The 17,065-nt window shown below is 43.1% G+C and carries 16 protein-coding genes; 3 read left to right on the top strand and 13 right to left on the bottom strand.

Annotated elements, in window-relative coordinates:
- Nucleotides 1-509: 509 nt before the first annotated feature.
- From LZ11_RS12400 to lexA, 3 genes are all read left to right on the top strand, one after another.
- Nucleotides 510-686 (top strand): hypothetical protein, encoded by a 177-nt coding sequence (locus LZ11_RS12400; protein ID WP_170240373.1) that lies wholly within the window; start codon nt 510-512, stop codon nt 684-686.
- Between the two features lie 104 nt (nt 687-790).
- Entirely contained in the window at nt 791-1,225 is a 435-nt protein-coding gene (locus LZ11_RS11195) for a hypothetical protein (RefSeq protein ID WP_148867959.1), read from the top strand.
- Between the two features lie 170 nt (nt 1,226-1,395).
- Nucleotides 1,396-2,001 (top strand): transcriptional repressor LexA, encoded by a 606-nt coding sequence (lexA, locus tag LZ11_RS11190; RefSeq protein ID WP_148867958.1) that lies wholly within the window; start codon nt 1,396-1,398, stop codon nt 1,999-2,001.
- A gap of 1 nt (nt 2,002) precedes the next feature.
- Here the strand turns inward: lexA and LZ11_RS11185 are convergent, their stop codons facing one another.
- The 13 genes from LZ11_RS11185 to LZ11_RS11125 all read right to left on the bottom strand — a co-directional run.
- Nucleotides 2,003-3,268 (bottom strand): methionine gamma-lyase family protein, encoded by a 1,266-nt coding sequence (locus tag LZ11_RS11185; protein WP_148867961.1) that lies wholly within the window; start codon nt 3,266-3,268, stop codon nt 2,003-2,005.
- 251 nt (nt 3,269-3,519) lie between these two features.
- Entirely contained in the window at nt 3,520-4,125 is a 606-nt protein-coding gene (locus LZ11_RS11180) for a hypothetical protein (RefSeq protein ID WP_148867957.1), read from the bottom strand.
- Nucleotides 4,106-4,714 (bottom strand): GTPase, encoded by a 609-nt coding sequence (locus tag LZ11_RS11175; protein ID WP_148867956.1) that lies wholly within the window; start codon nt 4,712-4,714, stop codon nt 4,106-4,108. The genes LZ11_RS11180 and LZ11_RS11175 overlap by 20 nt, the downstream gene beginning before the upstream one ends.
- A 57-nt stretch (nt 4,715-4,771) precedes the next feature.
- The gene (spoVK, locus tag LZ11_RS11170) at nt 4,772-5,737 is read right to left on the bottom strand and encodes a stage V sporulation protein K (protein WP_187695080.1); all 966 of its coding nucleotides are present in this window, start codon (nt 5,735-5,737) and stop codon (nt 4,772-4,774) included.
- Between the two features lie 111 nt (nt 5,738-5,848).
- A complete protein-coding gene (hfq, locus tag LZ11_RS11165) occupies nt 5,849-6,106 on the bottom strand; it encodes an RNA chaperone Hfq (protein ID WP_148867955.1) in 258 nt (85 codons plus the stop codon).
- Nucleotides 6,107-6,146: 40 nt separating this feature from the next.
- Complete coding sequence (gene miaA, locus LZ11_RS11160; RefSeq protein WP_148867954.1) at nt 6,147-7,091, bottom strand: tRNA (adenosine(37)-N6)-dimethylallyltransferase MiaA; 945 nt, start codon at nt 7,089-7,091, stop codon at nt 6,147-6,149.
- Nucleotides 7,084-8,865, bottom strand: a complete 1,782-nt coding sequence (gene mutL, locus LZ11_RS11155; RefSeq protein ID WP_148867953.1) for a DNA mismatch repair endonuclease MutL — start codon at nt 8,863-8,865, stop codon at nt 7,084-7,086. Before mutL ends, miaA begins: the two co-directional genes overlap by 8 nt.
- Before the next feature lie 12 nt (nt 8,866-8,877).
- The gene (gene mutS, locus LZ11_RS11150; RefSeq protein WP_148867952.1) at nt 8,878-11,469 is read right to left on the bottom strand and encodes a DNA mismatch repair protein MutS; all 2,592 of its coding nucleotides are present in this window, start codon (nt 11,467-11,469) and stop codon (nt 8,878-8,880) included.
- Between the two features lie 29 nt (nt 11,470-11,498).
- Complete coding sequence (gene miaB, locus LZ11_RS11145) at nt 11,499-12,818, bottom strand: tRNA (N6-isopentenyl adenosine(37)-C2)-methylthiotransferase MiaB (RefSeq protein WP_148867951.1); 1,320 nt, start codon at nt 12,816-12,818, stop codon at nt 11,499-11,501.
- Nucleotides 12,819-12,906: 88 nt separating this feature from the next.
- Complete coding sequence (locus tag LZ11_RS11140; protein ID WP_148867950.1) at nt 12,907-13,668, bottom strand: uracil-DNA glycosylase; 762 nt, start codon at nt 13,666-13,668, stop codon at nt 12,907-12,909.
- Between the two features lie 99 nt (nt 13,669-13,767).
- Nucleotides 13,768-15,186, bottom strand: a complete 1,419-nt coding sequence (locus tag LZ11_RS11135) for a VanW family protein (RefSeq protein WP_148867949.1) — start codon at nt 15,184-15,186, stop codon at nt 13,768-13,770.
- A 99-nt stretch (nt 15,187-15,285) separates the two neighbouring features.
- Nucleotides 15,286-16,686 carry an oxaloacetate decarboxylase subunit alpha gene (locus LZ11_RS11130; RefSeq protein WP_148867948.1) on the bottom strand — a complete coding sequence of 467 codons (1,401 nt, stop codon included), beginning with the start codon at nt 16,684-16,686 and terminating at the stop codon, nt 15,286-15,288.
- A 39-nt stretch (nt 16,687-16,725) separates the two neighbouring features.
- A partial coding sequence (locus tag LZ11_RS11125) for a sodium ion-translocating decarboxylase subunit beta (protein WP_148867947.1) occupies nt 16,726-17,065 on the bottom strand: 340 nt, incomplete at its 5' end.

Here is a 17,065-nt window from a genome sequence, read left to right as displayed (position 1 = left end):
TCTTGATAGATATACTTGCGTATAGTTTTTCGGTCTTTTTGGAACTCCCGGGCTATCTCGCTGATATTTTGCCCTTTCATAAAGAACGCTTTTCTGATATTATCAATATGGGTCATTGTGAGCATCCTCCAATCCTCCCTTGCAGTTAAGATTTCCCTAACTACAAGGGTAAAGGTTTTTAGGGGTGCCTGCAATGACCTTTGCAAATTTGGGGATTTTTGAGTTGCAAAAGTGGGGATTTTATTTTGCAACTCTGTCCATTTTAATTATGCAATAAACAATGGAAAAAGCGAGAAAAATGGAGGAATTTTGCTAAGATAGGGAAGGGTTATTTTAAATCAAACAGAAGTTGTATTTTTCATTTATTCCTCCCACCCGTGCCAAAAAAGTGGTTCCGTTGAGGGAGGAAAAAGGGAAAAGGATTAAGAATTAAGTCTTTACAGGGAAGGGAAATGGAGAAGGTTTTTTTAAGAAATAATGTGCAATTATGTTGGTAGGAGGTATACCATATGGAAATGTATAATAATATAAAGTTAATTATATGTGGAATGGCATTACTTCTTTTTGGAATTATAATAGCTATTATTAGCAAAAATCCAATTGCTTATCTTTTTGGTGGTTTGGGATTATATTTTATAATTGTAGGTTGTGTTGCAAAAGATGATTCCACCAGTAGCCCTGAATGAACGAACGAGATGAACGTCATTAGTTATTGTATATAGGTTAGTCGTAACATTATTATGATGTTTAATAACATTATGATTATTTTTAGAGATAAGGGGAGCTGAAAATGAGTGAAGTTGACAAAAAAATAGGCTTAGGAACACTTTCATTAATTCTATGTATTATAGGAATATTATTCTCATTTTCATTTGGAGATGTTGGTTGTTATGGTGACACAATATTGAAGTCAATAGGATTAGAAACGGGGTTAATTATTGAGAAGGGCAGTAGGGTAACTTTCTTACACTATACACCATTTTATTCTCTATTATTTTTTATACCCTCGGTTATTATAGGTTACAAATACAGAAAAAATCATATAGGAGCATTATTAGGAGCAGTCATATCTTCAATTATTGTTTTACTTCTGATAGTGGCTACTTTTATAACGATAGTCCACTTAAAACAGTTATATGGTGCTGTGGGGAGTTTGTCTTATGGAAAATTCAGTGTCCAATTAACTTACGATTATAACTCGGAATCTGAGTTCTTTTGGAACTGATCTCCTATTTTTTCTTAAAAAACTCTTTTAGTTTACATAACATATATTATCGGACGTTGTATTTATCCCGAAAATTTAGTTTTACCTCCCATTTTTCAAACAAATGTTTAAAAAAATCGTAAGTTATGGTATAATTATTTAAAATTTTATTTTACGGAGTGATAATCATAATGTATGAGAACCTAACACCCCGGCAGAAACAGATACTAGATTATATTTACGATTTTTTGAATAAAAGAGGTTATCCTCCTTCAGTGCGGGAAATATGCTCTGCTACCAACTTAAAGTCCACCGCCACCGTTCATTCCTATCTCATACAACTGGAAAAAAAGGGATATATTTCAAGAGATCCTCAAAAGCCTAGGGCTATAGTTGTGATGGATAAAAGAACTATAGGCAAGGATATAGTTCCGGTGCCGCTGGTAGGCAGAGTAACAGCCGGCCAACCCATACTTGCTGAAGAAAATATCCAGGGCGTTTTTTCCCTCCCAAAAGAAATGGTCCCGGACTCCGAAGTATTTATGTTAAAAGTTCAGGGTGACAGCATGATCGATGCCGGCATTTATGACGGTGATTATGTGATTGTTAAGGTAACCAGTACCGCAGAAAACGGCGATATCGTGGTGGCCCTGCTGGGGGACGAGGCCACGGTAAAAAGGTTCTTTAAAGAAAAAGACCATATAAGGTTGCAGCCGGAAAACCGGTATATGGAGCCAATTCTCGTAAAAGACGTTAAGATACTGGGGAAGGTAATCGGCCTCTTCAGAAAACTTTAGTTTACTTTAGGCTGTAAATACCTTCGTCTATCATGTTTTGCAAGGCCTTCATGGCTCCTACTTTTACGTGAAAAAAGCTGATTCCTCCCTGCACGTACACCACATATGGCTCTCTGATGGGTGCATCCGCGCTTAATTCGATAGATGCCCCCTGTATGAAGCTGCCGCAGGCCATGATTACTTGATGGTCATAACCGGGCATATCCCACGGTTCAGGGACGATGCGGGCGTCCACGGGGCCGACTTTCTGTAACCCCCTACAGAAAGAGGTAAGCAATTCCCTACTCCCCATTTCTATGGCGGTAACTATGTCGCTTCTTTTTTCGCCGTATGCGGGGTATACTCTAAATCCCGCCTTTTCAAAAAACCTGGAGATAAAAATGGAACCTTTCAAGGCTTCTCCCACTACCATTGGGGAATAAAACAGCCCCTGAAGGGTCAGGCGGTTGAACAGCAGCGAGGGTCCGCAATTTTTCCCCAATCCCGGGGCGAAAAGACGGTAGGCACACCGCTCTATCATTTCACGTTTTCCAACTACATATCCTCCGGTAGGAGCGATGCCTCCGCCGGGGTTTTTTATTAAAGATCCGGCGCATAGGTCTGCACCAACTTCTGTTGGTTCGCTGGTTTCTGAAAATTCACCGTAACAGTTATCGACAAGGCAAATGACATCGTCCTTGATTCCTTTTATGTACTTTATAAGATTCTTTATGCTTTCTATATCAAGGGATGGCCTCAGACTGTACCCCCTCGAACGTTGGATCAATACCATTCTGGTCTTTTCATTGATTTTTTCGCGGATCCCGTCGTAATCCGGTTTTCCATCCAATAAATCAATCTGGGAGTATGATATATTATAATCCTTAAGAGAACCGCAATTGTCTCCAGATATGGCGTCCTTTAAAGTATCATAGGGTTCGCCTGTAACGCATAACAGTTCATCTCCCGGTTTTAATATGCCGAAAAGGCAGAGGATGATGGCGTGGGTTCCGGAAATAATCTGAGGTCTGACAAGGGCGTCCTCAGCTCCAAAAACATGACTGTAAATGGCTTCGATTGTCTCACGGCCTGTGTCGTTGTACCCGTATCCTGTGGAATCGGTGAGGTGAAAATCGCACAAGTTATTTTCTATCATGGCTGCTGTGACCTTTAACTGGTTGTATTCTGCTATTTCCTGCACCTTTTCGATTTCGGGCTTTATTTCTTTCATCACAGAGTCAGCTAGAGTTATAACCTCATTACTTATCGAATACTTAATTTTAAGCATCTCCCATATTGTGTTGTGCAATACAATCACTGCTCCCCGCCTTTTTTATTAAGATTTTATCACAGTAATCTTCTTCATTCAATGCTCTAAGGCATAAGGGGCAGAGAGAGTTTTCCAGCATGTCCCTTCGAAGGCGGAGCAACCCCGTGACACTACCTTCCTCGAAACCCTCCCTTTTGCCTATCCTCCTTCCAATGGCGTACCCCGACAAAAAAATTGAGAAAATCAGAATTACGGCTGGTAGAAACTGTTTAAATATTATCCGACACCTCCCCATGGCATATTAACAATAATTTTATTATGTAAACAATTGATAGGGTTGAAAATGCTGCCGCAGTTGCTTTTACGGGATCCATGTAATAAGCGGCTAATAAGCATATAATTGAGAGCAGAATGCACTCCCCCTTGCCCAGTGCATTCGCCAGATTCTTTCGGGCAATTGCGTCTTCTCTGTAATCCCTCCAATCATCCCAAAACTGTACAGCCGATATCGTTAATAAAGATGAGAGCATTTCGAGATGACCAAGAATTAAAATTCCTGTGAAAAACATTAAAAACGATTCCTGATAGCCGTAAAGGCCTGAAGGCATTCTTGCATTAAGATTCGTAGCCATGCCAATTATAAAACTTGAGTAAAACAAGCTTATTGAGGTATTGAGTTCCAGCAGGCATGCCAATGAAAAGACTACGATTGCATAAGGAAAAGCCCCTGTTTTCAGTACGTCTATCAAACTTCGCTTTCCTACCAGTATATCGTATTCGTGGTCATTGAAGTCGTCGGTCATTTTTATCACTACGCCCGTTAAAAACACGGCCAGCGCTTTTTTAACAACGGGGTTAGACATTATATGCCACAAAAGTCTTCACCTCTTTGAAACCCCTCTTATACAGAGCCGATATCGGAATTATGAGGTTCCCGTGAAACTCCCTTTCTATAAATTTGAGCCCTTCTCCGGCTTCTGGTAAATCCATTTTATTGACAAGAATCGCATATCCCTTTTTCAGGTGAGCAAATTTAGCTATCTGGTAATCCACATCACTGGGCGAACTTAAGAGGTCTTTACGATTGACAGCTGAACCATCTATAATGTGAAGTATGACGTCAGAATTCAGGATTGCTGAAATGGTCTGAGATATAGCTTTACGCACTTCCTGCCGGTTGTGAATGCCGTCTATTAAACCGGTTGTATCTATCAGTTGGATTTTTTTTTTGCCCTTCCCCATCGGCATTTCCACCGTTACGGATTGAAGGCTGAGAGTTTTGTGCGGAGTCCTATCTATAAGTTCCCGAGAAGCAGATTTATATGTATATTTTTTTCTGAGTTTTGTACCGTCAGGTAGTAGAAAATTAAATTCTAAATTTTTTACCCCTAGGTATTCGGTGAAATTTATAAGGAAAGCAGTTTTTCCAGCATTGGGTTTTCCTATTATGACGCATTTTTTCAAATTATGCTTCACCTCCTTCTTGCTAAAAAATATGCTGCATTTAAAGATATTATCCCATTAAATTTCTTCCACTTCAGATATGTCTTCCTCCTTTATGTATATAAGATCCTCGCGAGAAATGCGTTTTTGGTTTACAAGTCTCAATGCCTGGCGTCTTATAGCCTTTTCTATCAGGTTTCTTACCAACCGGGCATTGCCCATTTTATCGTAGTACGCGCTGTTCTTGCTGTCTTTTAAAAGCCGTTCGAGTTTTGCTAGGGCTTCTGGAGTCAACTTATACTGTCTTTTTTCTACCATGATCTTAGCTATCTCCATCAGTTCTTCAATAGTATAGTCGCTGAACTCTATTTGAATCGGAAATCTCGACCTCAACCCCGGATTTGTCCTTAAAAACCAGTCCATTTCGTCCTTATATCCCGCCAGTATAACGATGAGATTGTCTTTGTGGTCCTCCATCGCCTTAACAAGGGTATCGATGGCTTCTTTGCCGAAGTCTTTCTCCCCTCCCCTGGCGAGGGAGTATGCTTCATCGATGAACAGTATGCCGCCCAGGGCGCGTCTTATCTGTTCTCTGGTTTTCTGGGCTGTATGGCCTATGTATTCGCCCACCAGGTCGGCCCTTTCTACCTCGACCAGATGCCCCTTCTGGAGCACTTCCATCTGCTTGAATATCTTGCCGAGAAGCCTCGCCACAGTGGTTTTTCCTGTGCCCGGATTTCCTTTGAAAATCATATGAAGCACCAGGGGCTCCGATATAAGCTGTTCCTTTTGCCTTCTTTTTTGAATCTCTACAAAGGCCTGTATCTCTTTTACCAGCTGCTTCACCTTAGGAAGTCCTACCAGGCTGTCCAGCTCTTTCAATATATCTTCAATCTTTTCTTCCGTTGAAGGCTTTATGGGTTCAGCCTTCTTTTCGCCGATCTCTTCAAACAGTATAAAAGCTTCAACAGGAGTTATAGTACCGTTCGCAAGCATATCCATGATTTGATTGGGATTTTCCACCCTGCACTTTAAATTGATCATGTTTCACACCCCGTCATACAAAAAACTCCGCATCAATTTATTATATTCAGTATGATACTTCAAGGACTCAAAAATTAAAAACTCCCAAGATCCATCTTGGGAGTTTGTGTTTTACTGGGTTTCTTCTACTTTTTTCTCCGTTGAGGGACTGGTAAATACCACGGGCCTCTGAGGAGATATGGTCGATACAGCATGCTTGTAAATAAGCAGCTGTTTACCATCGGAATCAAGCACCACGGTGAAATTATCAAACCCGCGGACGTGCCCTTTTAATTGGAATCCGTTAACTAAATAGATGGTTACAGGAATGTTATCCTTCCTTACTTGATTTAAAAATCCATCCTGAATGTTAATTTGAGCTTTAGTCATCCTTTGTCCCCCTTCTAAATTATGTGTATAAAGTTATATTCTAGGAATTTTTTAATTTTCCTTCAACGGATTTAACAATATTTTCTATAATTTTTCCTTCGCCTTCTCTGGACACGTCAAGCCAGATTATATTTTTATCCTTTCTGAACCAGGTATACTGCCTTTTTGCATAACGGCGGGTATCTCTGGATATCAGGTAAATAGCTTCCTCAAATGTTGTTCGCCCTTCCAGGTAATCAATAATCTGCCGGTATCCCAGACCCTGCATAGAATTCAGGTCTTTGGAATACCCCATCTCGAGGAGCCTTTTTACTTCATCCACAAATCCCTTTTCTATCATCAACAGTACCCTTTTATTTATTCTCTCGTAAAGTTCTTCTCTTGGCCTGGTTAATCCGAAAATCAACAGGTCATAAGGGCTCTCCTGCTTTTTTGTCAACTCCTCAAAATATGAAAAAGGCACACCCGTTTTAATGTAAACTTCCAGGGCCCTTATTATTCTTCTCAGATTGTTGGGATGAATTTTTTCTGCAGCTTTCGGGTCTACCTGTTTCAACTTGTCGTAGAGAAATTCATTGCCGTATTTTTCAGCTTCGCTTCTTAACTGCAGTCTTAGGTCTTCATCCTTTTCGAAGTTACAGAAGGTGTAATTGTAACAGACCGCGTTTACGTAAAGGCCGGTACCTCCCGAAAGTATCGGTAACTTACCCCGTGCGTAAATATCTCCGATACATCCTTTAGCCATCGCCTGGAAGTCGGCCACGCTGAAATCCTCGTCAGGGTCTATTATGTCAATCATATGATGGGGGACTCCTTTTCTTTCATGGGGGGCCGGTTTGGCGGTGCCGATATCCATGTACCTGTAAATCTGCATAGAATCCGCGGATATTATTTCGCCGCTCAATCTCAGAGCTACTTCAATAGCAATTTCGGTTTTTCCCACAGCCGTAGGTCCTACGATGGCGAGGAGCAGTTTTTTAACCATTTACCCTCCTGAATTTTTTTTCAAGTTCGTATAATGATATGGAAATCATCGTAGGCCTACCGTGGGGACATGAATAGGGGTTTTGAGTTCTCATTAATTGATCCAGGAGTTCCCGCATTTCATCAGGCGAAAGGGTATCCCCCGCCTTAATAGCAGTGTGACAGGCCATGGATGCCAGAAGTTTTTCGCGAGAGCGGATTCTAAATTCCCCGTTTTCTTTTAATTCATCCATTACTTCTTGTAAAGACGCGGGTTCTACCGGTTTGTTGAAAAAATACGGAACGGATCTGATCAATGCTGTATCTTTTCCGAATACCTCTATATCGAATCCCATCCTCTTTATAAAATCGCGGTTTTCCTCGATAAAATTGATTTCTTCAAAGGTAAGTTTCAGTACAAAAGGGGAAACCAGCTCTTGAGAAATTACCGGCAAGTCCATGCCGCAGGAATAATACTCGTAAAGTATCCTTTCATGAGCCGCGTGCTGGTCTATCAGATAAAATTCCCCGTTCCCCTGGACTACAATGTAAGTTTCAAAAAGCTGTCCCAGGATTCTGGAAAAATATATTTCAGGAGCGCTATTTTTTTCTTTGGTTTTTGGGACGAAGTACTTTTTCGGTTCGGCTGTAGCCGCAGTCTCGGTAAAAACCGGTTTATTTTCTATTTTTCCATAAGTTTTGGTAAAATATTCTTCTTTCAAGAAATTTTCGTTTACCGCGCCATCGTAGTTTTTTGGTTTCGGAAAAGTCGTTTTTGGAATCGGCAGCTCTTCTTTAGGCACCAGGGTAGTGCTAAAAAGACTTTCTTTTACCGTCTCGTACAGGGACTGGTGAACTTCGTTTTCCCGCTGGAATCTGATTTCTATCTTTGCGGGGTGCACGTTAACGTCCACCAGCGAACCGTCTATATCTATTTTTATAAAGGCGATGGGGAATTTGTCACCGGGCAGCAGGGTTCTGTACGCCCTTTCGAGTGAAGCGCTCAGTCCTCTGTCTTTTACAAGGCGTCCGTTGACAAAAAAAGTTTCCCAGGACCTGTTACCCCTGGTGTACTTGGGAGGAGATATAAAACCATCTATACACCCGAAATCGAAGGTTTTGTTTATATGAATCATTTCTTTTGCCAGGTCGAATCCGTAAATTCGAGCAATAACCTCCCTCAGATCGCCGTTTCCCGGTGTGTAAAGCACTTCTTTGCCATCTACGGACAATCTGAAAGAGATATCTGGGTGGCCGATGGCATACCTGGCAACAAGATCCACTACCAGCGATGCTTCCCTGGAATCGGACTGAAGAAATTTAAGCCTGGCCGGGGTATTGAAAAAAATATTCCTTACGATTACACAACAGCCTTCCGCTACGGCTGCTTCCTCAAATTTTTCCATAACTCCCCCGTTTAATACGCATTTCGTGCCGGCTGCCGCCCCTCTGGTTTTCGTGAGGATCGTCAGCAGCGAAACCGATCCGATGCTGGGGAGTGCTTCACCCCTGAAACCCAGGGTTTTGATGTTGAAAATATCATCCAAGCTGGATATCTTGCTGGTAGCGTGTCTTTCAAAAGCGAGCCTCACATCTTCCGGGTCCATACCCTCTCCATCGTCAAGGACCTTTATTAAACTTTTTCCTCCCCTTTCAATTTCTACGCAGATGTGCCTGCCTCCGGCGTCGATGGAGTTTTCGATCAGCTCTTTAACCACCGATACGGGCCTTTCTATTACTTCTCCGGCCGCTATTTTTGTAGATATGCTCTCATCCAAGACTTTTATTTTCCCCATAAAACCTTCTCCTCAAATTATCTGTTGTTTTATTGAATAAAGTAAGTTCAAGGCTTCCAGCGGGGTTATCGTATTTATATCCAGCTCCTTTATCATGCGGATAACCTGCTCGTTCTTTAAACTCTCAATATTGAGCTGGGCATCGTCGGAAGGTGTATCCTTCGTCGCTGCTATTTGAGGTTCTTTGGCTCTTGCACCGTCGTTTTCTTCCAGATCCTTCAGAATTTCCTGAGCCCTTTGTATTACGCTTTTGGGCAGACCTGCCAGTTTAGCCACCTCGATGCCGTAACTTTTATCGGCCTCGCCGGCCACGATTTTTCTTAAAAATATGATATCTTCTCCCCGCTCTTTTACCAAAACTTTGAAGTTTTTGACTCCCTCGAGCTTTTTGAGTTGGGTTATCTCGTGGTAGTGGGTGGCGAAAAGGGTTTTTGCCTTTATATGTCTGTGTATGTATTCTATTACAGCCCAGGCAATGCTCAAGCCGTCGTAAGTGCTGGTACCGCGACCTATCTCGTCAAGTATGAGCAAGCTTTTGGAAGTTGCATGCTTTAAAATATTGGCCACTTCAACCATTTCCACCATAAAGGTGCTCTGCCCGGAGGCCAGGTTGTCTGAAGCGCCGATGCGGGTAAATATACGGTCTACGATGCCGATTTGAGCGCTTTTGGCCGGTACAAAGCTACCCATCTGGGCCATAAGCACTATTAAAGCCACCTGCCGCATATATGTGGATTTCCCGGCCATATTAGGGCCCGTAATGATCGATATCATGGAATCACTGCAGTTTATGCGAGTGTCATTGGGTATAAACATTTCGTCCTTTAAAGTCAATTCCACTACGGGATGACGGCCTTCTACGATGTTTATTTCATCTTTCAATGTGAGCTCGGGTTTTACGTAATTATTGCTGGAAGCCACCTCTGCTAGTGATACCAGCGCGTCAAGGGCTGAAACTACCTGAGAGCTTTTTTTCAGCCTGGGGATCTTGGTAATCAGGTCTTCCCGGATCCTGCAGAAAAGCTGGTATTCGAGGTCCAGCAGTTTTTCCTCGGCACCCAGTATGAGTGATTCGTATTCCTTTAACTCTTCGGTGACAAACCTCTCTCCGTTGGCTAGAGTTTGTTTTCTTATGTAATCCTTCGGAACCAGGGACAAATTAGCTTTTGTTATTTCAATATAATAACCGAAAACCTTGTTATAGCCTACTTTCAGCGATTTTATGCCGGTTCTTTCCCGTTCTTTTCTTTCAAGTTCCGCTATCCAGGATTTACCTTCAGTGGACGCTTTTCTCAATCTATCAACTTCCGGGTCAAAACCGTCTTTTATTATACCTCCTTCTTTAACAGATATCGGAGGGTCGTCGTTTATTGCAGTTTCCAGCAACTCGTACACGTCGTCCAGCGGATCCAATTCATTGCATAGCGTTATCAGTAATTTTGACCTGCCCTTGGCCAATAACTCCTTTATTTTGGGGAAATACTTTACTGTGTTTTTTATAGCCAGGAGATCCCTGGCGTTGAGGTTTCCACAAACCAACTTTCCCGTCAATCTTTCGAGGTCGTACAGGTTTTTAAGCTGGTCCCTGAGTTCCTGCCTTAAAAAATAGTTGTGATACAGATCTTCTACGGCGTCCTGCCTCTCTTTTATTTTTATTATGTCTATTAAAGGCTGTTCAACCCATTTCCTCAGGGTCCTGCCCCCCATGGACGTTACGGTCTTGTCAAGGACCCATAATAGACTCCCCTGCCTTTTGCCTTCCGTGAGAGACTGGGTCAGCTCCAAGTTCCTCCTGCAGGATAAGTCCAGGGCCATGTATTCGTTTCTCTCGTAATATCTTATGGAGTTAATGTGATTCAGGGCAAGCCTCTGGGTTTCTCTAAGGTAGTTGAGGCATGCACCCGAGGCAATGGTGGCGAAGGGTCTTCGGAAAATGTCATTGAGTTCGCCTAAACTGAATTGAGACGATAAAAGTTCCCTGGCAGATTCTATTCCAAAGAAATCGTTTTCTTTAAAAGTGAGGAGAATATCGAAATTCGCATTTACAGCCTCTTTAAGCGACGCATCTTCTAAAAATCCGGCGTTGACAAGACACTCTCGCGGTTCAAGCTTCGAAAGTTCGTCGAGCAGTTCCTGGTAAGGATGGGCGCAGTGTATTTCCGTAGTCAGGAATTCGCCTGTCATCAGGTCCGCCGCCGCTATTCCGAAATCGCCTTTATCTCTGTAAATGCACACCAGGTAATTGTTCTTCTTTTCCTCCAGCGCGTTTATTTCCGTGATGGTACCTGGGGTTATGATTTTTACGACATCGCGTTTTACTATTCCCCTTGCCTGTTTGGGATCTTCCACCTGCTCGCATATAACGACCTTGTAACCCTTACTGATTAATTTGTATATATACTGATCCGCCGCATGGTAAGGAACTCCTGCCATAGGTACCCTGTTTTCGGGGTCCCTGGAGGTCAGAGCGATCTCTAGCTCCCGGGCGGCTATGTGAGCGTCGTCAAAAAACATTTCGTAAAAATCCCCGAGGCGGAAAAACACGATATAGTCTTTATATTTTTCTTTGATCTCTCTGTACTGTTTTATCATCGGAGTATCCATTGAAAGCCTTAAGACCCCCTTAAAAAAACTTACTTCAGCACTTCGCCTATTAGAGACCATGTATGGGGTTCGGTTATTCTTACTTCAACCAACTTTCCTATCAAATCGGCGGGGCCTTCAAAATTTACAACCTTGTTTGTCCGGGTCCTGCCGGTTAGTTTCTCTGGGTTGTTCCGGCTTGGGCCTTCGACCAGAACTTCAACGACCTGTCCTTTGAGTGGTTTATTCTTTTTTGCGCTTATAGAGTCCTGAAGGCGCATCAAGCGGTCTAATCTTTCCTTTTTTACGTCTTCGTCAACCTGATTTTCCATTTCGGCAGCGGGGGTACCCTTGCGTTTTGAATATACGAACATGAAAGCCTGGTCGAATTCAACTCTTCTCACGAGATCAAGCGTATCCTGAAAATCCTCTTCGGTTTCTCCGGGAAAACCTACTATTATGTCAGTAGAAATTGCAATATCCGGGATAGCGTTCCTCAGTTTTTCCACCAGCTTCATGTAGTGTTCCCTTGTATATCGCCTGTTCATCGCCGCAAGGATTCTATTGCTGCCGGCTTGAACAGGCAGGTGGATGTGTTCGCATACCTTTTTACAGTCCCTCATTGCATAAATCAATTCGTCGGAAAGGTCCTTCGGGTGGGATGTGGTAAACCTTATCCGCTCAATCCCGTCGATATCATTTAGGCGTCTTAAAAGTTCTGGAAATGTAACGGTACCACCCAGGTCCTTTCCGTAAGAATTCACGTTCTGCCCCAGCAGGTTTATTTCCTTGAATCCCTGCTTTGCGAGCTCTTCAACTTCTCTGACAATATCTTCGGGATTTCTGCTTTTTTCCCTGCCTCTAACGTAAGGCACTATGCAGTAGGTGCAGAAATTATTGCATCCGTAGGTAATAGTAACCCAGGCTTTTATCCTATCTTCCCGCTCTACAGGGAGGTTCTCCTCTATTTGCGTAGAATCGCCGCCGGTTTCAATTATCGTCATATTGGCCAGTCTTGCATTTTCTATTAATTGAGGCAACTTATGGACGTTGTGTATGCCGAATATGAGGTCTACGTATGGGAAGTGTTCTGTGATGTACTCGACGACATGCGGTTGCTGAATCATACAACCGCATATACCCAGCACCAGGTTGGGATTTCGCTGTTTAAACTGCTTTAACTGGCCGATCCGGCCGTATACCTTTCTTTCCGCGTTCTCCCTGACGCAACAGGTATTGAGGATTATCAAATCGGCTTCCTTTAAATTGTCAGCCGGGCAATATCCCATTTTCAGCAGTACACCGGAAATAACTTCCGTATCATTAAGATTCATCTGGCAACCCCACGTCAATATGTGGTATTTTAGCATGTATGATCCCTCCGATGGACGGTCAAAAATACTATTTCATCTTTTTATTATAGCCCTTTTATTTGAGTAAAACAATGCGGCGGTGGTTTTAGTTGAATTTATAATCGCCGCTAAGTTCCCTGACTTTCTCTATGGCTTTATTAAAATCACCCCATACCTCCCACTTGACTCTCTTTAAAGCTTCTCCACCCTGGCGTAAAATATAAGCGGGGTGGAAAGTCGGCATTATCCATAATCCCCTGGTGTATATCCACTGCCCCCTGCTTTGCATAATGCGGCTGTTCGGCTTGAAGTAGTTAAGGGGAACCGATCCCAGGGTTATAATAACCCTGGGCGCTATAAATTCAAGTTCCAGTTCGAGTATTCTTGAACAGGCCTTGATCTCTCTTGCAAGGGGTGTCCTGTTCATGGGCGGGCGGCATTTTACCACATTCGTGATGTAAACTTTTTTACGGTCGATATTAAGCTTATTTAAAATTGCCGTAAGCAGCTGCCCCGCCCGGCCGACGAAGGGTCTTCCCAGTTTGTCTTCTTCAAATCCCGGAGCTTCGCCTATTAGCATCAAGGGAGAATTCCATTCACCCTCTCCCGGAACCTTTTGAGTGTGACATTCCGCCAGGTGCAGCGGACATTCCCTGCATTCGTACAGCAGTTTGAGGACCTCGTTTCTGAGAAAATCCCTCATTTTCAAGGGCTGTTCACCTTCGCCGTGAACTATTTTGATTATCTCGTTGTAAGAAATTTCAGATATGCCGTATGCTTTCTTTAAAGATATTAAAATTCTAACATGATGGGGCAGGGCAATTTCCCTGCCGCCGAATATCGACCTGAGTTTATCCATATCTTCCATATTTTTACCACCTCTGCACGTCCTAACTGTTATTATAACATATTAGACTCCGATGCTAAATAAAAAAACCCCTTATGGGGTGATCGTCAATAATAATTTTTATTGGTTCCCGAGTGCCGGTTCACCCGGCGGCGGGGTATCGGCGGGCGGTTTCGCCTCTTCTTGGCTTTCCGCGGTGCCGGTTTGAGCCGGAGGGTCTTTTTTACCTACGAAAAGGATGGTAGCGGTGGGATTGTACGTGTCCGTCGATACAAGCTTTTTTTCTTGAGTTCCATTATGGGAGACTATTTTCCACACTTTTACCTGGTAACCGGGCTTTCCTTCCTGGATCCTTATTTTGCCTTTTTCCAGACTGTAATCCTCTTTTACAGTGACGGGCGGCGGTATTTTTTTTACCACTTCCGACACTATTTTTATATTTTTATCATTCTTCTTGCTCCCGTAAAATTTTACCGTCAGGGTATCATCCTTAACTTCGGTGTGGAGGAGCAGATAGCCCTCCGTATTGTTTCTGAACTTTAAATCTATGAGTCCATAATTTACCGTCGCATCCCTGCCCAGCGGCACGTAACTTACCGGCAGGGAGTGGTTTGATCTTTCTATGATCTCAAGATCAGTCAATAAGGCCAGGTTATAAAGAGTGCTGGAAATCTGACATACGCCTCCACCAATGCCGGAGATAACTTCGTTTTTAAAAAAAATGGGAGCTTCTTTATAACCCTCTTTACTGGTACGCTCTCCTACGGCGTCGTTGAAGGAAAACACCTCTCCCGGAGGAATTATGTAACCCTCCAGCTTTTCAGCCGCCAGTTTTATATTCGTGCTTCTCCCAACCTGCGATTTATCGAATTTTGTCGAGAAACTGGCCACTTCTTCTTTTATATTCATTTTTATGAGGGTCTCCGCGGTTACTTCAGGTTTTATAGTGGTTACGGGAACTGGTATTTTTCTCTCGCGACTCCAGATGGCTTTCAGAATTTCCTGCTTTAGACTCTCTTGATCCACCTGGATACCTTCTATCTCGTTTTCAATCGTAATTTTACCGTCGACTATTTTAAACCTGGCATTTTTTGGTTCACGGGCTATATCTTTAGAGATCCTTTCGATCGTAGCTTTAAACGGATCTTCTTTTATTTCTGCAGCAAGGTCAATCTTTTTAGGCATTCTAGAAAGCTTTTGGCGGTTAATAAATCTTAAAATAAAATTTTTGCTCTTTCCTTCAGAAAGTGCTTCTTCTACGGCCCTGTCTATCTTTACATCGATCACTCCTTTCGGGTTAAAATCCCATGTTTTCTCTGAATAATATAGAATAATGGTATCATTTAAGCTTTCTTCAACATATTTTTTTAATTTCTCTGTTGCCTGTTTTAGGGAGAGACCTCCTACATAGACCTGGCCTATGTATACTCCTCCGAAAATATCGTCGCCGTGTCTGCTTTCGTAGCTATATATACCGTAAGCTGAACATGTAATACATAAAAGCAGGATTGATATATAGATGTAGAACTTTCGGCTCATCAATATCACCTTTTCGCAATTCCTACTTTTATGTATAATCTTGCAAGCAATAAAAAATTCATTAAAAAAATGAAATAAAATAACCTCCTTTTCGGAGGTTTATACTGGATAATATTTAAATTTACTGTCCTCATTTGCAAGATTCTGGTCGATATGGTACTTCTTCGCTTGCCTTTCCTGGAAAAACTTCATGGCTATCTGCGGGAATAGTGCATAGGTGAGCACGTCTTCTTCTTTTTCCAAATAATAAGCCACTGCTTTAAATGCCTTTTCCAGTTCTGGTTCCAAAAGGTCTGCCGGGCGGCATGTGATTATTTCTTCGTCGCCGATGATTTTTTGTTTTATCTCCGGTTTTATCGGAGCCGGTGGTCTGCCGTAAAGTCCTCTCACGTAGTTTTTTACTTCGTTTATCACGACTTTGTATCTCTCGCCGGTTATGACATTTATGACCGCCTGGGTTCCCACGATTTGGCTTGTAGGGGTTACTAGCGGCGGATATCCCAGGTCTTCTCTTACCCGCGGGACTTCTTTTAAAACCTCGGGAAGTTTGTTGAGGGCATTCTGTTCCTTAAGCTGACTTGTGAGGTTGGACAGCATGCCGCCGGGAATCTGATAATTGATTACAGCGGTATCGACCATAGTCACCACACTGTCTATTTTGTAACCTGAACGAACTTTTTTAAAGTATTCGGCTATATCCGATAAAAGTTCCATATCAAGACCGGTGTCATAGGGGGTTTCTTTTAGGACCGCCACCATCGTTTCCGTCGCCGGCTGGGAAGTTCCCATAGCGAAGGGCGATATTGCCGTATCTATGACGTCTACTCCGGCTTCTACCGCCTTAAGGTAAGTCATTGATGCCATTCCGCTGGTGTAATGGCTGTGAAGCTGCACAGGTACTTTAATTTCTTGCTTTAACCTGGTTATAAGGTCGTATGCGTTGTACGGTGCGAGTAAACCCGCCATATCTTTAATGCAGAGCGAGTCAATACCCATTTCCACTAAATTTTTGGCCAGGGATACAAAATATTCATTATCATGCACGGGGCTTATGGTGTAAACAACTGTTCCCTGGACGTGGGCGCCACATTTTTTGGCAACTTCGATGGATTTTTGCATGTTTCTTATATCGTTCAGCGCATCAAATATCCTGATGATGTCAATGCCATTTTCTATGGACTTTTTAACGAAAAGCTCTACGACGTCATCGGGGTAATGGCGGTATCCCAGCAGATTCTGCCCCCGCAGCAGCATCTGAAGGGGCGTCTTTTTAATTTTCTCCTTAAGCTTTCTGAGCCTTATCCAGGGATCTTCGTTAAGATAGCGTATACAGCTGTCAAAGGTTGCCCCTCCCCATACTTCGAGGGAGTGAAAACCAACCTCATCGAGCTTTTCGGCGATCGGAAGCATTTCTTCAATTTTCATCCGGGTTGCTATGAGGGATTGATGGGCGTCCCTCAAAATCGTATCAGTAATTCCAACCTTTCTTTTTTCTCTCATTGGAGATCCCTCTCTTATAGTTAATATACCGGCCTGCAATTAACCTCCGTACATCGAAAGCAGCACGCCAGCGGCGATGGCAGACCCTATGACGCCGGCTACGTTGGGACCCATGGCGTGCATCAGTATGAAGTTGCCGGGCATTTCTTCCTGGGCCACTTTCTGGGATACTCGGGCGGCCATGGGTACCGCCGACACTCCGGCAGAACCTATTAAGGGGTTTACCTTCCCGCCGGTCAAAAGATACATCAGCTTGCCGAAAAGCACTCCGCCCGCAGTGCCGAACGCAAAGGCTATCATCCCGAGAATTATTATTTCTATGGTCTGGATCCTGAGGAATTTATCGGCGCTGGCAGTGGCTCCCACGGTCAGGCCTATA

This window comes from Thermosediminibacter litoriperuensis, from assembly GCF_008124715.1.
GTDB classification, from domain to species: domain Bacteria; phylum Bacillota; class Thermosediminibacteria; order Thermosediminibacterales; family Thermosediminibacteraceae; genus Thermosediminibacter; species Thermosediminibacter litoriperuensis.
This window is presented reverse-complemented; position numbering and strand designations above follow the sequence as displayed.

What these genes read in the sequence shown, in the direction of transcription:
- LZ11_RS11135 (WP_148867949.1), bottom strand. Translation starts at nt 15,186, where the DNA reads ATGAGCCGAAAGTTCTACATCTATATATCAATCCTGCTTTTATGTATT.
- miaB (WP_148867951.1), bottom strand. Translation starts at nt 12,818, where the DNA reads ATGCTAAAATACCACATATTGACGTGGGGTTGCCAGATGAATCTTAAT.
- spoVK (WP_187695080.1), bottom strand. Translation starts at nt 5,737, where the DNA reads ATGATCAATTTAAAGTGCAGGGTGGAAAATCCCAATCAAATCATGGAT.
- mutL (WP_148867953.1), bottom strand. Translation starts at nt 8,865, where the DNA reads ATGGGGAAAATAAAAGTCTTGGATGAGAGCATATCTACAAAAATAGCG.
- miaA (WP_148867954.1), bottom strand. Translation starts at nt 7,091, where the DNA reads ATGGTTAAAAAACTGCTCCTCGCCATCGTAGGACCTACGGCTGTGGGA.
- LZ11_RS11195 (WP_148867959.1), top strand. Translation starts at nt 791, where the DNA reads ATGAGTGAAGTTGACAAAAAAATAGGCTTAGGAACACTTTCATTAATT.
- LZ11_RS11185 (WP_148867961.1), bottom strand. Translation starts at nt 3,268, where the DNA reads ATGCTTAAAATTAAGTATTCGATAAGTAATGAGGTTATAACTCTAGCT.
- mutS (WP_148867952.1), bottom strand. Translation starts at nt 11,469, where the DNA reads ATGGATACTCCGATGATAAAACAGTACAGAGAGATCAAAGAAAAATAT.
- lexA (WP_148867958.1), top strand. Translation starts at nt 1,396, where the DNA reads ATGTATGAGAACCTAACACCCCGGCAGAAACAGATACTAGATTATATT.
- LZ11_RS12400 (WP_170240373.1), top strand. Translation starts at nt 510, where the DNA reads ATGGAAATGTATAATAATATAAAGTTAATTATATGTGGAATGGCATTA.
- LZ11_RS11140 (WP_148867950.1), bottom strand. Translation starts at nt 13,668, where the DNA reads ATGGAAGATATGGATAAACTCAGGTCGATATTCGGCGGCAGGGAAATT.
- LZ11_RS11130 (WP_148867948.1), bottom strand. Translation starts at nt 16,686, where the DNA reads ATGAGAGAAAAAAGAAAGGTTGGAATTACTGATACGATTTTGAGGGAC.
- hfq (WP_148867955.1), bottom strand. Translation starts at nt 6,106, where the DNA reads ATGACTAAAGCTCAAATTAACATTCAGGATGGATTTTTAAATCAAGTA.